At 57.5% G+C, this 15,510-nt stretch carries 11 protein-coding genes and 4 pseudogenes; 5 read left to right on the top strand and 10 right to left on the bottom strand.

What is annotated here, in order from left to right; genetic code table 11:
* Positions 1-235 precede the first annotated feature (235 nt).
* The 3 pseudogenes from FHT28_RS30030 to FHT28_RS30020 all read left to right on the top strand — a co-directional run.
* Positions 236-814, top strand: a pseudogene (locus tag FHT28_RS30030) (FAD-binding protein); the annotation flags it as partial.
* A gap of 63 nt (positions 815-877) precedes the next feature.
* Positions 878-1,441 (top strand): annotated as a pseudogene (locus FHT28_RS30025) (alcohol dehydrogenase catalytic domain-containing protein); the annotation flags it as partial.
* Positions 1,442-1,493: 52 nt separating this feature from the next.
* A pseudogene (locus FHT28_RS30020) lies at positions 1,494-2,186 on the top strand (IS6 family transposase).
* A 55-nt stretch (positions 2,187-2,241) separates the two neighbouring features.
* Here FHT28_RS30020 and FHT28_RS30015 read toward each other — a convergent pair.
* The 4 genes from FHT28_RS30015 to FHT28_RS36460 all read right to left on the bottom strand — a co-directional run bounded on the left by FHT28_RS30015 (position 2,242) and on the right by FHT28_RS36460 (position 5,608).
* Positions 2,242-3,432: an L-dopachrome tautomerase-related protein gene (locus tag FHT28_RS30015; protein ID WP_168598188.1), complete on the bottom strand. Its 1,191-nt coding sequence runs from the start codon at positions 3,430-3,432 to the stop codon at positions 2,242-2,244.
* 8 nt (positions 3,433-3,440) lie between these two features.
* Positions 3,441-4,529: a kelch repeat-containing protein gene (locus tag FHT28_RS30010; RefSeq protein ID WP_145646280.1), complete on the bottom strand. Its 1,089-nt coding sequence runs from the start codon at positions 4,527-4,529 to the stop codon at positions 3,441-3,443.
* 320 nt (positions 4,530-4,849) lie between these two features.
* Complete coding sequence (locus FHT28_RS36465) at positions 4,850-5,224, bottom strand: hypothetical protein (protein WP_246704984.1); 375 nt, start codon at positions 5,222-5,224, stop codon at positions 4,850-4,852.
* Positions 5,225-5,257: 33 nt separating this feature from the next.
* On the bottom strand, positions 5,258-5,608 hold the full coding sequence (locus FHT28_RS36460; RefSeq protein WP_246704983.1) for a hypothetical protein: 351 nt from the start codon (positions 5,606-5,608) through the stop codon (positions 5,258-5,260).
* Positions 5,609-5,998: 390 nt separating this feature from the next.
* Between FHT28_RS36460 and FHT28_RS36455 the strand changes: the two genes are divergently transcribed.
* Positions 5,999-7,711 (top strand): hypothetical protein, encoded by a 1,713-nt coding sequence (locus FHT28_RS36455; protein WP_246704982.1) that lies wholly within the window; start codon positions 5,999-6,001, stop codon positions 7,709-7,711.
* A gap of 217 nt (positions 7,712-7,928) precedes the next feature.
* Entirely contained in the window at positions 7,929-9,143 is a 1,215-nt protein-coding gene (locus tag FHT28_RS30000; RefSeq protein WP_145646278.1) for a hypothetical protein, read from the top strand.
* Positions 9,144-9,391: 248 nt separating this feature from the next.
* Here FHT28_RS30000 and FHT28_RS29995 read toward each other — a convergent pair whose 3' ends face one another.
* From FHT28_RS29995 to FHT28_RS29970, 6 genes and pseudogenes are all read right to left on the bottom strand, one after another.
* Complete coding sequence (locus tag FHT28_RS29995; RefSeq protein WP_246704981.1) at positions 9,392-9,844, bottom strand: AraC family transcriptional regulator; 453 nt, start codon at positions 9,842-9,844, stop codon at positions 9,392-9,394.
* Positions 9,845-10,681: 837 nt separating this feature from the next.
* A pseudogene (locus tag FHT28_RS29990) lies at positions 10,682-11,902 on the bottom strand (malic enzyme-like NAD(P)-binding protein); the annotation flags it as partial.
* A 134-nt stretch (positions 11,903-12,036) separates the two neighbouring features.
* On the bottom strand, positions 12,037-12,852 hold the full coding sequence (locus FHT28_RS29985) for an SDR family oxidoreductase (RefSeq protein WP_145646275.1): 816 nt from the start codon (positions 12,850-12,852) through the stop codon (positions 12,037-12,039).
* A 27-nt stretch (positions 12,853-12,879) separates the two neighbouring features.
* The gene (locus FHT28_RS29980) at positions 12,880-14,163 is read right to left on the bottom strand and encodes an MFS transporter (protein WP_168598185.1); all 1,284 of its coding nucleotides are present in this window, start codon (positions 14,161-14,163) and stop codon (positions 12,880-12,882) included.
* A gap of 111 nt (positions 14,164-14,274) precedes the next feature.
* Positions 14,275-14,541: a hypothetical protein gene (locus FHT28_RS29975; protein WP_145646273.1), complete on the bottom strand. Its 267-nt coding sequence runs from the start codon at positions 14,539-14,541 to the stop codon at positions 14,275-14,277.
* Positions 14,538-15,383: an extradiol ring-cleavage dioxygenase gene (locus tag FHT28_RS29970; RefSeq protein WP_145646272.1), complete on the bottom strand. Its 846-nt coding sequence runs from the start codon at positions 15,381-15,383 to the stop codon at positions 14,538-14,540. The genes FHT28_RS29975 and FHT28_RS29970 overlap by 4 nt, the downstream gene beginning before the upstream one ends.
* Between the last annotated feature and the right edge of the window lie 127 nt (positions 15,384-15,510).

Below are 15,510 nucleotides of genomic sequence, written 5' to 3'. Positions count from 1 at the left end.
TCGCAAGGGATCGACAGGTCGACGGAGAGATTGCAGACATAGTTGGCGGGAAAATATTTGAACATCATGCCTCCACGTGTCAGCGAGCTCACTGCTTTCGCAAGCCGACTGACCTCCTTCCGATCAGAGATCTAAAGGAAATCGAGGCGTTCACAAAATTGCTTATATTAATTTCTCATATTAACATCGTGAATACCCAGGAAATTTCAGTGGCATTGGAACGCCTTGTGGCCATAACAACCTGGCGGAACCGCGGGCGGCACTGATCGTCTCGCTCGCCGGCTCCTATGACATGATCAACGCACCGGCGACCGCTTGGGCCAAGAACGTCATGCCGCGCGTTGCAGCGCTGCTCGACGTCGCGCAGGTCTCGGAAATCATTGAAGTGGTTTCCGCCGACACGTTCAAGCGCACGATCTATGCCGTGGATGCCATCCAGACCGTTCGGTCGACCGACGCCAAGAAGGTCATCATTTCCGGCGGCCGTGCACTCGGCTCCGCCGACAAGTTCAAAGAAGTCATCCTGCCGGTCGGCGACAAGCTCGGTGCTGCCGTCGGCGCCGCCCGCGCTGCGGTCGATGCAGGTTATGCCGCGAACGACTGGCAGGTCGGCCAAACCGGCAAGGTTGTCGCCCCGCAGCTTTACATCGCGGCCGGCATTTCCGGAGCGATCCAGCATCTCGCTGGCATGACGAATTCCAAGGTCATCGGCGCGATCAACAAGGACGATGAAGCCCCGATCTTCCAAGTCGCCGATTACTGCATCGTCGGCGACCTCTTCGAAATCGTGCCGCAGCTGGAAAAGATGGTTTAATGCTCACAGACTTGCCGCCCGTTGCGCTGTGAACGTTGCAAGTATTTAAGTAAGGGATCGAACATGGATGTCCACGTCGCCGTTGCCGTTCAGGCAGGAAAACCGCTCGAGGTCATGACTGTTCAGCTCGAAGGCCGGCGAAGTGCTGATCGAGGTCAAGGCGACCGGCATCTGCCGCACCGATGATTTCGCGCTATCCGGCGCCGATCCGGAAGGCCTGTTTCCGGCGTTCTCGGCCACGAAGGTGCCGGCATCGTCGTCAATGTCGGCCCTGGTGTAACGTCCGTGAAGAAGGGTGACCATGTCATTCCGCTCTACAAGCCGGAATGCCGCGAGTGCTATTACTGCACCTCGCGAAAGACCAATCTCTGCACATCGATCCGCGCGACCCAGGGCCAGAGCGTGATGCCGGATGGTACCTCGCGCTTCTCGATCGGCAAGGACAAGATCCACCACTATATGGGCTGCTCGACCTTCTCCAACTTCACGGTCCTGCCGGAGATCGTCGTCGCCAAGGTCAATCCTGACGCGCCCTTCGACAAGATCTACTACATCGGCTGCGGTGTGACGACCGGTATCGGCGGCATCATCAACACGGCCCGGGTCGAGATGGGTGCAACCGCCATCGGGTGGTGTCGCCTTAACGAACTGGTGTGGATTGGAAGGATAGTCTATCGGCATGACTGGAGAGGTGTCCGCCCACTACAAACGCCACTGCTTTCCGGCCGAGATCATCGCGCACGCGGTGTGGCTCTATTATCGATTTCCGCTGAGCCTGCATGACGTGGAGGACCTGCTTGCCGAGCGTGGCATGACGTCTCGTTTCAGACGGTCGCAGAATGAACAACGAAATTTGGCCCGAAATTCGCCTATCAACTCCGACGGCGATCTTGTCACTTTGCCGATAAGTGGCACCATCGATGAGATGGTCTGGCGATCAAGGCAGGGAAGTATGGCTGTGGCGCGCCGTCGATGCCAGCGGCTACGTTCTCGAAGCTCTGCTGCAAAGCCACAGGAACAAGGGTGCGGCTTTTCGGCTGATGCTTAAGCTCCTCAAAGATCAGGGTACCGCCCCGCGCGTCATGGTGACCGACAAGCTGCGCTCTTACACCGCCGCCAAAGCTGAATTGATGCCGGGTGTCGAGCATCGCTCGCACAAGCGCCTGAACAACTGCGCAGAAAATTCTCATCTGCCGCTGCGACGATAGAGGCGGATGATGCGCTTCAAATCGGCGCGGTAATGTCAACGTTTCGTCTCGGTTCACGGCCAGGTCACCAACCTTTTTCATCTCCATCGGAAACATCTCATCGCCAACTCCGCACCCAGGCCGTAACCGTCTGGCGTGAAATTGCATTCTCGACCGACGCCTGAAAGGCCGATTGTACCACCCTTCAGATCCTGACTTCCATTAAGGCGGCGCCATCCGTTAGAGACTATGCCGCCCTGCCCGTACGGGTCCGGCCCCGATCGAAACCCGGTACAGCACAAATGGCCGCTTCCGCTGATCGATCCCGCCGTGAAAGAGCGGGCCGCGGTCATGTTGAGACGATGTTATGTAGAGCTTGTCGTCCGGTCCGATTGCCATCGTGTCAGGCCAGATGAACATGTTACTGGTGACGAAAGGCTGGAAGTCGCCTTCGGGATCTTTGCGCAAAATTGCGTTGTGCTCCATGTCCATCGCGTAGATGCGGCCACGTGCGTCGATAGCGAGATGTCCGGCAATGGTCATGTCACACAGTTCGCGTACCTGTTTTACCAGGTCCTCTTCGGTGATCGATGGATCTGCTGCGGCACGCGTTGGCAACGAATAAAGACGACGTCCCGTGAAGGCGTTGAAATACAGCGTCTGACTGTCGAGACTGAGCTCGACGCCATTGAGCCCCACCGCGAAGGGATGAGCCTCTCCGTTTTTTGGGCGAACCATAAGTGGCGCGCCTTCGACGATAGGCGCTTGACCCGAGCCTGGCCCCACCACACCACTGCCGCTGAGACGGCGCATGGCTGTTCCGGAGCCGAGATCAAAGACGATCAAGGCTTCGGCACCAGGCGCGCTGTCGGTGACAAAGGCCGTGCCGGCGGCCGATCTGCTGAAATCCAGGCGAAAGTCTTTCAATGCGCTTTTGGTCACGAGAACGTTTGCTGGAATAGTGTATGCTCGCATAACCTTATTGGTGGTGAGATCGACGACCACGAGCTTAGGAGCTCCGGTTACGGGCGTTCCTCCCACCTGCATGACGCCAGTATCGAGCATCCAGAGCCGATTGGCTCCGTCGACGACCAGCGACTGAACGGAGAACAGGGTACTGGTCGGGTCGTTCGACTTCGGTGTGTTGGACTCCGTGGTTGGAAAAGCCGTCGTTTTCCCTTTTTTGACTTCACCAACGGTGAAGTCGACAGTTCCAGTGTGACGGGGGAAGGTCACGAAGACGCGTCCTTCGTCCGTCACCGCGATCCCCGCCGGCTGATCATTCACAAAATCCGTGACGTGCTCGATTTTGGGCTCCTCGGCCGAGACGCCCATCGGCAAGGTAAGCAGTATGATGCTCGCGAATGCGAGATCAGACCATCGAAAGAATTGGCGTGACATGGATTGCGGCGCTCCGTTTGCGACTGTCATTTGCAACTTCATGGATAGGAAAAGGCTTGGTTGGCGTTCGTTTGCGCCGCACCACCGTTAAGCGGGCCTCCGGCTGGAACGTAGATCAGATCGCCAATTGCCACGGCGCCAGTTCCGTGGCGACCGACTGGCATGGGCGTCAGTTCGCTCCAGCGCTCCGTGGTGGGATCAAACATCTCGGTATTGTTAAACACGCCACCAAATCGTTCGCCGCCGAAGACGAAGATTTTGTCCTGCAGAACTGCGGCCTGGGTGCCGCTCCGCGCGACAGGCATAAGAGGAAGCGCAACCCAACGGGCGTTCTTGTCTTTAAGATCGAGCATAAAAACGGTCTGCGCGTTCTGCGAGAAGTTCTCCATGCGGCCGCCGATCGCATAGAGCTTGCCATGTAACGCGATCAAACTGAAATGCTCGCGCGGAAACGGCAGCGGTGCTGATTCGGTCCACGTGTTTATCTTGGGATCGTAGATGTAGTGCACGGCGATGGTGTGGCGGTTATCGTTCGTGGTGCCGGTCGCCCCGCCAATTGCATGGATCACCCCGTCAACGGCGACCGCGGCCATCGAACCGAGTGGCTGCGGGAGCGGTGCGATGGACGTCCAACTATTGGCTGTTGGATCGTATGCCGAAACATCGGCAATTGCATTGAAGTTTTGTTGGCTGAAGCCGCCGATCGCGTAGAGCTTGCCGTTCAGGCCGACAGCGGCGATGTGATTGGCGCCACGTGGCAATTGGGCACGTTCTCGCCAAGTATCACTGGCGGGATCGTATTCCTCGTTCAACGTCTGGGCGACGTCACCGTCCGCATAACCGCCAAGCACATACATTTTGCCGCCGACCTCGCCCACGGCAACTTCGCTGCGCGAATGAATCAGGCCTGCCTTCGTGATCCAAGCGCCCATATTCGGGCCTGCGGAGTACGGATCGCTGGGCGAGATGTTACCGGTCCAGCCAGTGATCGGCGACCCAGGATGAGGTCGACCATCGAGGGCCATGCCACCTGTCCCCTTACTTTGGGCGAATACCTGCTGCTCAGGCAAAGCGAAACCGAGGACACAAAGCGCCGAAGCGACGTAAAGAAAAGCACGCGGTGTCATTCGAACTCCTTCAGGAAGTCATAGATGCTGCATCGCAAATTCATCGGCCTCCGAAGTCCCCATGCAATCAACAGACTGCTTGGTTCGAAGAGACCGATATTCGTGACCCTGACAGACGGGTTGCACCTGCGCCTTGGTCGGGATTTTCAGAAGTCTGAAATGCGGCCTCTCGAATGCGCACGTCCATTATCTAACCCCGCGAAACCGCTTGCCTTTGCTAAACAATGAGACTGTCGAAAGCTTTCAGGACGGTGACATCAAACAATTGTGAGCGCCGCGAGCGGCACATCGTGTACTATAGCGGCATGAAACCCACCGCTTTATCCTCCTCGAACGACCTGTCGCGCGACGACGAAGGCGTCGATTTCGGTCGCTATCGCATCTTTCCGCGCCTGCGCCTGATCCTGCGCGACGGACTTAAGGTCGACATCGGCACGCGCGCGTTCGATGTTCTCTGGGTTCTCGTCCAAGCGGGCGGTGAACTCGTTTCGAAAGATCAGCTCATCGACACCGTTTGGTCGGGCGTTGTCGTAGAAGAGAACAACCTCCAGGCCCAGATGTCTGCCATTCGGCGGGCGCTTGGTTCGGATCGTGGCATGATTCGGACCGAGTTCGGTCTCGGCTATCGGTTGGCCGCTAACGGTCAAGACCTGTCCAGCTCCAAAGCCGAACTTCCGGAAGATCGGCGATCGCATGTGCGCGGTCTTCCTGTTCCGCTGACGTCGCTACTAGGACGTGCAGCGGATCTGCGCGACATTGAGCAAATGTTCGATAGAGGCCGTATTGTCACGATTGCCGGCACCGGCGGTGTCGGAAAAACGCGCGTTGCGCTGGAACTCGGCCGGCGGATGGGACTCCAGTTCAAAGACGGCGTCTGTCTTGCCGAGATGGCCAAAATCTCGGAAGACGAGCTGGTGAGCCCGACCCTCGCAGGCGCTCTGCAGATGTCTTCGTCTGATATCGAGCGTGCGGATCGGATCGAGACAAATCTCTCCACCCAACAATTCCTGCTGATCGTTGACAATTGTGAGCATCTGGCCGGGCTGCTCGCGCGCCACGTCGAAATGATTCTGAGACATGGGCCCTTCGTGAAGGTTCTGATCACAAGTCAGGAGCCCCTTGGGTTGGAGGGCGAGCAAGTCTATCGCCTGGCGCCGCTCGCCGTGCCGCCGGCAGGCACGCACGATCTCGATGCCGCAATATCCTACCCAGCTTTCGAACTATTCGCGGAGCGCTCCGCCGCAATTGCGCAAACGCGCGAGCTCAATGTCGAGGCTGCGAGCAGCATATGCCAACGGCTTGATGGGCTGCCCCTTGCATTGGAACTTGCGGCCGCTCGGGTTGCGACCCTCGGCGTTAGCGGCGTGCTGGCCGGTCTCGACGACCGTTTCAATCTTTTGACGGCTGGGCGCCGGACCGCCTTATCCAGGCATCGCACACTCCGGGCAACGGTGGATTGGAGCTACCATTTGCTGAGCGAGGGCGAACAGCGGCTGCTTCGTCGCCTAGCGCTTTTCGCGTCAAGTTTTGATGCGCAGGCGGCACGAGCGGTTGCAACGCCGGAGGATGACGATCCCTGGCTCAGTCTTGATCTGCTAGGAAGCCTGGTTGAAAAGTCGCTGCTTCTCCTGGATCTCAATCGGCCGGTCCCACGCTATCGTTTTCTGGAAAACATTCGCTTCTACGCGCTGGAGAAGCTCGCGGAGAGTGGCGATGTTGATATCACGGCCGAACGGCACGCGCGCTATTTTCTTGAGATGGCCCGGCGCGCTTCGAACGACTGGAAAACCCTCCCCACGCAGGAATGGCGAGCGACCTATGCGGATGTGATCGACGATCTGCGGGCTGCCTTGGACTGGTCCTTTTCCCCGAACGGAGACCTGGCAACCGGGATGAGTACGCTGGCGAACGCAACGCCTTTTTGGATCCAGCTGTCCCTGCACGACGAATGCCGCCGGCGCATTACCCTGGCCCTTGCCCATCGCTCCGAGACACTCGATAAGGAACACGAGATGTTGCTGCTGGCAGCGCTCGGAACGGCGCTCAGTTGGGCCATTGGGCCAGTCCCCGAAACCGGCGCGGCTTGGCACAAGGCTTTGACATTCGCCCAGGAATTGAATGCCAGCGAGATCGCACTGCAGGCACGTTACGGTCTTTGGCTTTACAACTTGAGATGTGGGCATTACGAGGCGGCGCTCGAACACGCAGAAGAACTGCTGCTGCGGTCCTCGTTGTTGCAAGATCTCGAAGCACGTGCCGTTGGCCAGCGGATTTCAGGCGTCGCTGAGCATTTCTTGGGTAACCATGATCGAGCGCGCGAACTTATCGACAGCAGTCTCCGGTGGTTCGACGCAAACCGCCCTCAGCAGGCGTTTCGGTTTGGGCTCGACCAGCGGCTAGCGGCTCTCGCTTTTCTGTCGCGCGTGCTGTGGATCCAAGGCTTCGCTGACGAAGCCAAGGCGATGAGCCGAACGGCGGTGAGCGAAGCGCACCAGCTCGACCACGCCAACACACTCTGTTGCGCGTTGGCGGAAGGCTGGTGCACCGTCAGTGCGCTTGACGGCGACTTTAGTGCTGTCGGGAGCGAAGTCAAATGTCTGCAGTACATTGCGCGCGAACACGGGCTTGGTTTTTGGAACACCTATGGTGATCTATTCGAGCTATGGGCTCAGATCTCCGGCGAAGGATGCGTCCCTGCCTCGCGCCTGGCGGCAGCCCTGGCTACGATCGAACGCCTGGGTTTCGATCCGGAATACTCGGTATTGCTTAGCGATATTGTGCTCGCCGCTCACCGGGAAAAGCTCGATCTCCGTGCATTTTCTTCGGTCACCGCACATTTCAGCTCTCCATACCGTGAGACCATGAACTGGGGTGAGCCTGAATTCCAACGCATTAGTGCGCATTTGCAGGCATCAAACGACGTCGCGCTGATATGCCTCAGGCGCGCCCTCGCCATCAGCCGCCAACAAAAGGCGAAAGCCTGGACGTTGCGGATCGCGGCCGAACTCGCCGAACTTCTCGCCGATCGAGGGCAGCAAAAGGAAGCAAGAACGGCGCTGGCGGCGGTTCTTGACGATCGGCCTCTCACGAGCGCGGCGCGGGACCTGGCGGCTGCAAACCTTGTTGCAGCGCGCTTGGGACTGACCTCCCTAAGGGCGGCTCCTAGCCAAGATGGCATCTGACGATGAGGTAGCGACCTCATTGCTGTTGCAATTCTTCAGAGGTCTGAAATTCGTTCGCAAAGAACGGCATCAGTGACACTGACAATCTTGGGCTCCGCTGAGTCATGTTATCCCCGGCAATGGAAAGAACAAGCGTTGGCTCATGCGTCTTCGTGCCGAAACAGTCTTCAGTGGCACGCGTCACACGCAGTACCCATGGCAGTGTATGGAGCTCCCGATGCATACAACAGGTGATTTCCCGGAAGATGGACGCGGAGGCGACGGCGGTGGCCTTGCGCGCCGCTCAATCCTGCAGGGCTTGGCCGGCGCAGCGTTACTTGGCGCTTCCTGCTCGCGGGTCATGGCTGCCCCGCCGGGTATCAACACCGATAGCGATCCTTTGGCTGGTTGGCAGGGGCTGCCAAACGCCGCTCACTATCCCGATCCGCGCGTAAGGGCCCTCGCCTATGCAATCCTTGCGCCCAATGTCCAAAATCTTCAACCTTGGATGGCGCGCCTGGTTGGCGGCGATTCGCTTCTGGTCTTTGCGGACCTTTCGCGGCGCCTTCCCGTCAGCGATCCGCCCGATCGGCAGCTCACGGTTTCATTTGGCACGTTTACCGAGTTGATGTGCGTCGGAGCCAGCGTCGATGGCTACCGTCTCGAGATAAAGCCATTCCCCAATGGGGCGGGTACCGCCATGCTCGACACGCGTCCCATCGTTGCGATCCGATTTGTCAGGGACGCGACGGTGCAACCCGATCCTCTCGTCGAGCATGTGTTGACGAGATCGACAAACCGGCTCCCTTTCGACCCAACTGTCAGAGTGACAGCCGAGCAAATCGATAAGCTCCGCGCTCAAGCTATTCGTTCCGGATTGCTACAAGGAACGGCTGACCCAGCTTTCGCCAAACGTATAAGGGACATTGCGCGCAAAGCGTTTCTTCTGGAGATGTCTACTGCGGGCGTACGTCGCGAGCTCGTCAACTTGACACGTATTGGTAAGGCCGAGCTCAGTTCTTATCGATGGGGTCCAGCGCTTCTGGGACCGGCTGTCGAGGCTGCTATCGCCGACGGCTCGATGACCAGAGCATCGCTCGATGACGTGACCAGCGCGCGTTATCGCGCCGGCGTCGAGTCCTATCTAGGGGCTGTTGACACCGGTCAAGCCTATTTTTGGATAGCTACAGCCAACAATAAACGCGAGTCCATGTTTGAAGCCGGTCGAGAATGGGCTCGTCTTCATCTTGGAGCGACATCGATCGGCCTCAAGCTTCAGCCACACAGCCAGGCTCTGCACGATTATCCAGCAATTGCTGAACTAAAGACCCAGCTTCACGATCTGCTCGGCGTCAGTTCTCCGGCACGTATCCAAATGCTGGGACGGATTGGTGCGGCGGCCGTCGCCCCTCACTCTCCGCGCGAAGCCATCTCCTGGCGCTTGCTCGCGTGAACCCGCTTCGTCGAAACCGATATTTCTGGAGCTCTTGAGGTGAAATTTTCTAAGAGAAAAGCAGTCCGTGAGCCGTCGAGACACCGCCCAACCACAGGCGCATCATGCCCTGTCCAATCAAAAACAAAGCTAGCCAAGCTTTATTGAAACAGGATTAATGCCCCTAAAAATATACGGGATGTCACGATCAGCCCCGTTAGCGTTGTCTATCGAACTGTACGTCAGCCTAGAGCCACGCGGCTGTTCTTTCAAAACCGTGCGGATCGCGACAATTGGAGCTCCATCGGTGTTCTTCCGCGATATCTCTTCATCGTTGTTGATAGGTGGCTCTGATCCGAAAAGGCGGTCATAAGAGCAATTTCCGCAATGGCGATTCCGCCTTCGACGAGCAGCTGTTCGGCCATGTCCAGACGCAGATTTATCAGGTAGCGGTGCGGAGGCATCCCGAATGTCCTCGCGAAGCTGAGGATGAAATGGTTCGGCGAAACGCCGGCGACCGTTGCAAGTTCCGCGACCTGTATTTTTTCGGTAAAATGTTCGCGAAGATATTCCCTTACCCGTCGAGCGCTTTTGGCGGAAAGCCCGCCTTTTGGCGGCGGAACCTGTTTCATGCGGCCTGTATCGATGCGAAGCAGATGAATACTGGATGGCATCCCCAGAGAATCGAGATCGATGTCTTCATGTCGTTTTGCTGCAGACAACAAAAACCCACGTGTAAACCTTCCTCGCTTAATAATGGATACATTGTGTCCATTATCATGGACGGTCAAGCACAATTGCATCAGTCAGCATCGGCTTTGGTGGGTATCATTTCGCAGATATAAACGCCTGCGATGCCTGACGCGTGAAACGATGCTCCAGCTTGGCCTCGTCGGCCGCGTTCGAGGCGACCGGATCCGGCTGATCTTCTTCATACGCGCTCTTGCAGCGAAATCTCTGGCACTTTGTCGTTGGCCGGCGACAAATGGCCCGCGTCGATGGCATTTCTTACGGGGGTCCCCGTCGTTTCAGCGAGTTGCGCCGCCTCCTCAGTGGGGATCACGCAGGGCATGTCGACGCTTAAGCGGCAGTTGGAGCGAAAGGCTTTGCTGATCTTCCCCGCCCGGCCACGCCTCCAAAAAAGACGTGGAGAGCCGCAAGAGTGGGACAAAACGCAATTCTTCCGTCAAACCCTCCGCGCCACTGAAAGGAAAGCAAGCGCGCTGCCTCGCAAGGAGCGGCGGATTGCGTGTAGCGCCTGGTCGAACAACTCGGTTCTCCTGTGACGCTCCATCTAATTGTGAGAATGCCGAAGCCACAATTCTCACAATGCCACGCCCGAACTAAACTGCCACTTTCTCACAATTAAGTGCAAATCGACAGCCGGCATCGTCCGGCTGATATCACGATCACCTCATGGCCAGATGGTCAGCTTGGCCGGTTCAGACCAGGTACAGCGCCGCTGCCTTTTAACAGTTCGAGCGCTCGGCACGACAGCTTGTCCTAGACTACGCCTCGCTGTAACCCGGCGCGTATCGAGTCGGGCTGATCTTTGCCTCTGAAGCGCCAGAATCAATAGCGGCCTGCATAACGGCCGAGGCCACTTCGCTAAGCAAGCGCGGATCGAAAGGGGATGGGATAATGTAGTCTCGGCCAAAAGCGAGGTCATCCCTGCCGTGGATTCGCTTGACGCAGTCTGGTACGTCAGTCCTGGCGAGATGAGCGAGAGCCGTCGCACAGGCAATCTTCATCTCGTCGTTGATTTGCTTTGCTTTTGCATCGAGCGCTCCCCGGAAGATATACGGAAAGCAGAGAACGTTGTTGACTTGGTTCGGATAGTCGGATCGGCCGGTTGCAATGATCACATCGCTGCGGACCTCAAGAGCTTCCTCCGGACTTATTTCGGGGTCAGGATTAGCCATGGCGAAGATGATGGGATCGTCCGCCATGCTGCGAACCATTTGTTTTGTTAGGGTGCCTTTGACCGATACCCCGATGAACACGTCGGCACCGACCATCGCGTCCGCCAATGACCTTGCAGTGGTCTCGACTGCAAGTTCGGATTTCCAGCGGTTCATCCCGTTTTCGCGGCCCAGCCAAACTGTTCCCTGTGAATCGCACAGGGTAGTGTTTTCGGGGCGGGCACCCATGGCCCGCAGTAGCTTCAGGCAAGCTATTCCCGCGGCACCGGCACCATTCATTACGATCTTGGCACTAGCGAGAGGTTTGCCAACGAGATGCAGCGCGTTGATCAACCCGGCTGCGCAGATGACGGCGGTGCCATGCTGGTCATCGTGAAAGACAGGGATATCCATCAGCCGCTTCAACTGTTCCTCGATAAGGAAGCACTCAGGAGCCTTGATATCCTCAAGATTGATTCCGCCGAAGGTCGGCTGCATCAATCGGACGGCTTGGACAAACTCGTCGACCTCCTCCGAATCCAACTCGATGTCGACCGCATCGATATCGGCAAAAAGCTTGAACAGTGCGGCCTTGCCCTCCATAACCGGTTTGGATGCGAGCGCGCCAAGATTGCCGAGCCCGAGAATTGCAGTGCCATTCGATATCACCGCGACCATGTTTCCCTTCACTGTGTACTCGTAGACGGCCTCAGGGCGCTTTGCGATAGCATACACCGGGTGGGCCACGCCGGGGCTATAGGCGAGTGACAGATCGCGCGGTGTGTCCAGTGGCTTTGACGCGGTGATCTGATATTTTCCGGGTCTGGGCTCGTTGTGATAGGCAAGCGCCTCCTCAGCGGTGACATTGATTTTGGTCATCGCGAACTCCAATTTGATATTCGTTTGCGAAAGACCTCGCTGTGCTTCGCCTCTGTTGGCTGGGCACAGCGAGTGTGGGGTTATCCGATGGAATGGATCGTTCGAGCCCGAACAAAGCCGACGATCCGGTGCGATTACATGAAGCGGTCGGCGCCGCCGGACGCTTCGATCGTATCACCCGTCACGAAACCATTGCGGTTTGAGGCCAGAAAGGCGGCGATGGCGGCGATTTCTCGTGCCGAGCCGGCGCGGCCGACCGGAGTGCATTCGGCGGAGATGCGGGCGACGACTTCATCATCCGACAGATCCTTGAACTCCGCGCGAGCGCGCCGAACCGCTGGCACCATGTTGTTTGCCCAATTGTCCGTTGCGACAGCTCCGATTCCGATCGCATTCACCAGGATGCCATCCTTCGCCACCTCAAGGGCAAGCGACTTCGTCAGGTTGTTGATTGCCGCGCTGAGAACGTGGGAGACCAACAGTTTGGGGTTCGGGTAGATACCACCGATCGAGGACATGTTCACGATACGACCCCATCTTGTTTTCTGCATATGCGGGATGGCAGCCCTGCAGAGTCGCCGCATCGAGGTCAGCTTCACACCCGTCATTTCCTCCCAATCCTGCTCGGTAGAGGTCAAAAGACCGCCGGCATGGGCGCGGCCTGCGTTGTTGACCAGGATGTCGAGTTCGCCGAATGCACCAACAGCCTGATCGATGATGAGCTGAGCCGCTTCCGGCCTGGAGACGTCCACAGCCAGAGCAATCACATTTTTCTCATGGCCAGGCGCACCCGAAATCAACCTGGTTGCCGCCTGATTGAGACGTCCCTCGTCTCTGGCCACGATGAGCACACGTGCTCCGTTGGCCAGCAATTCTTCAGCCACCGCAAAGCCGATCCCAGCACTTGCGCCAGTGACAACCGCGACCTTGCCTTGGATTTCGAGGTTCATTTCTATCTCCTTATCTGAAGTTGTTTGTTAGTTGGGAAGGGGCTTGCCGCGCGTTTCGGGCAGGAACCACAGCGCGAGGATGGCGACGAAGTAGAGAAGGGTCATCGACAGAACCGTCATGTGATAGCCGCCCACCGTCGAAAACAGGAAAGCCGTCAGGATCGGAAGCGGAAACGAAACAATTCGGGCAAGATTGAAGACCACGCCCGAAGCCGTCGAGCGAACTCGTGTTTTGAAGAGTTCCGGTAGGTAGATCGGCATCCAGGAAAATGTCCCTAGCGTAAAGACGCCAAGAATGAATACAGAGACCAGCGACCATGTCAGCGTCTCGGGCGTGTATGCTTGCATCACACCGGAGCAGATCGCACCCATGAACATGAGAAGCATATAAGGTTTGCGGCCGATGCGTTCAGCAATAAACCCGCCACTCACGTAGCCGACGATCGAACCACCATTGTATATGAGAGCGCTCATCGACGCCCATGTGCTTACCGTTAGCCCTTGCTTGGCGGCTATCGACCCGATGTAGGGCCCAATGAGAGCAGAGGTCCCATAAAATACCGACACGGTAACCGCTGCCATCACCAGGGTGGCAAAGGCATTGCCAAGGGCTTCCCGATCACTGAACAGATTTGCCAGACCGGATTTGCCCTTCGCCGCTGTACGGTCGTTCGACCCCGATTGCTTGACCGCTTCCAACCAAAGTTTTGACTCCGGGACCTCTCTGCGAATGTACATCAGGACTAACGCGGGCAGCACACCGATGACGAACATCACGCGCCAGGCCTCTGGTCCCCAAAGTGGCTGCAGCCACAGCCACAGTCCGGCAGCAAGAAAGAATCCGAACCCATACCCGGATTGCATTACCCCAAGCGCCTTTGCTCGAGATTTGTCGGGCCATGTTTCTGCCACCAGGGCAGTTCCTGTGCTCCATTCGGAGCCAAGAAACATTCCCGTGAGAAAGCGCAGGACGATCAGGACAGTCCATGACGGGCTGAATGCTGTCAGCGCCGTCAACGCGCAATAGCCGGCAATTGAGATCATCAGCATCTTTTTCCGTCCGATATGATCCGCCAATATGCTGCCGATCGTCCCCCCAATGGCCCAACCCATGAGGGTGGCGCCGATGGCGATCCCCACCGCCATTCTGATTTCGTCCGGTGTCGGGTTGCCCAGCAGCAGCATTGCCGCGACGCCACCAACCAAAATCAGGGTGCTTGTTTCAAAACCGTCGAACATCCAGCCGATAAAACTGCTAAAGAGCGCTCGACGCTGAACAGTCCCTATGGCTTGAACTTGTCCGTCGCTCATTTCCATCCTCCATCATGAGCTTGTCGAAAACGGAATTCCTCCGGAGCACGTCCTCGGGGGACTGCTTCGTTCCGTCTATTCCTCATTGTTTCGGCTGCAGGAGCCGGACTGCTATTCCGGCGATCCCGTTCGCATTCGACGGTTAAAAACCGGCAGGGTCAGGCCGAACACCTCGAAACGGGACAGGATAAGCAGCAGAAAGCCGGACGCGCCCTCGCGGTTCAGTCGCCCGACATCCCCAGACAGTAATGCGGCTCGCTCATCTTCCGAAAACGGCATCGACATGACTGCCGACTCAGGCGATCTCTGCACGAGTTTGCGGAAGTCCTTGTCATGGAGCATACGCCGGCAAAGGGTGTGAATGAGATAGATATTCATTGAGCCCTGCCCCTGACGTCCCACGCCGCGAACGCGTTGCCGAGATGTGGCTGATCAATCAGGATTGCTGGAGCCTCCGGTCCGACCAGGGCCAGCGCCACGATCCAATTGAGAAGTTCGCCCGCGACATTGCCGGCTTTCAGCATCCGCGATTCCGTTGCCTGGGAAACAACATCGTCGAAGCGCGCATTTTTAATTTCTTGCAGGATCCAGGCCGCCCATGAAGGGTCGGGGACACCGAAAGTTTTGCCGACCTCCGCCCTCGGCCCGCCAATTTCCAGGCTGAGGGAGCCGCTTGCTACGACTGCGACACGTGCGCCGCTGTCCCACGTTCGGATTGCCAATGCCAGTGCACGGCCCAAAGCGAAACATCGTGAGGCAGCGGGCAATGGCGGCACGACGCAGTTTATGAAGATCGGGACGATCGGCAGGAGCATATCGGGTGTCATAAAATGCAAAGGGACAAGCGCGCCATGATCGATCTCGAAATCGACCGTAGATGCAAAATCGAAACCGGCTCCGATCAGTGACGAGAAGAGATGTTTTGCTGCTGCCGTCTCCACCTTGACCTTGTACCACGGCATTCCCGGTGTCTGGTCGTTCGGTCCTGCCGTCTCTTCAGCGGTGCCGATGGCGAATGTTGGCCAATTGTCAAAGAAGAACGTGTTGAAGTGGTCGTTGTTGACGGTCACGACGACGTCCGGGTTCGCGGCTTCGAAATGCCGCCGGATTTCGGCAAAGTATCGCGCTGCCTCCGATTGTTCTCCGTTGATTTGCGCATCAACGACGAAGCTTGGCGTGTGTGGCACAGCATATACGGCGACAAGTTCAGCCACTGCCATCTTCCCCCTGTCTTGTGCTCGAGCGGCAACTGAACGCCGTTCGCTGATGGAGGGACGTTATCGTGGGCCTCAATCAGCGACTATGATGACGATTTTCAGGTGTCTGAAAATTCCAAATATCGATTGC

Source organism: Rhizobium sp. SG570 (assembly GCF_012275345.1).
Taxonomy (GTDB): Bacteria; Pseudomonadota; Alphaproteobacteria; order Rhizobiales; family Rhizobiaceae; genus Rhizobium; species Rhizobium lusitanum.
Note: the sequence above shows the minus strand (reverse complement) of the source record. Positions and strands in the feature narration are given on the sequence as shown.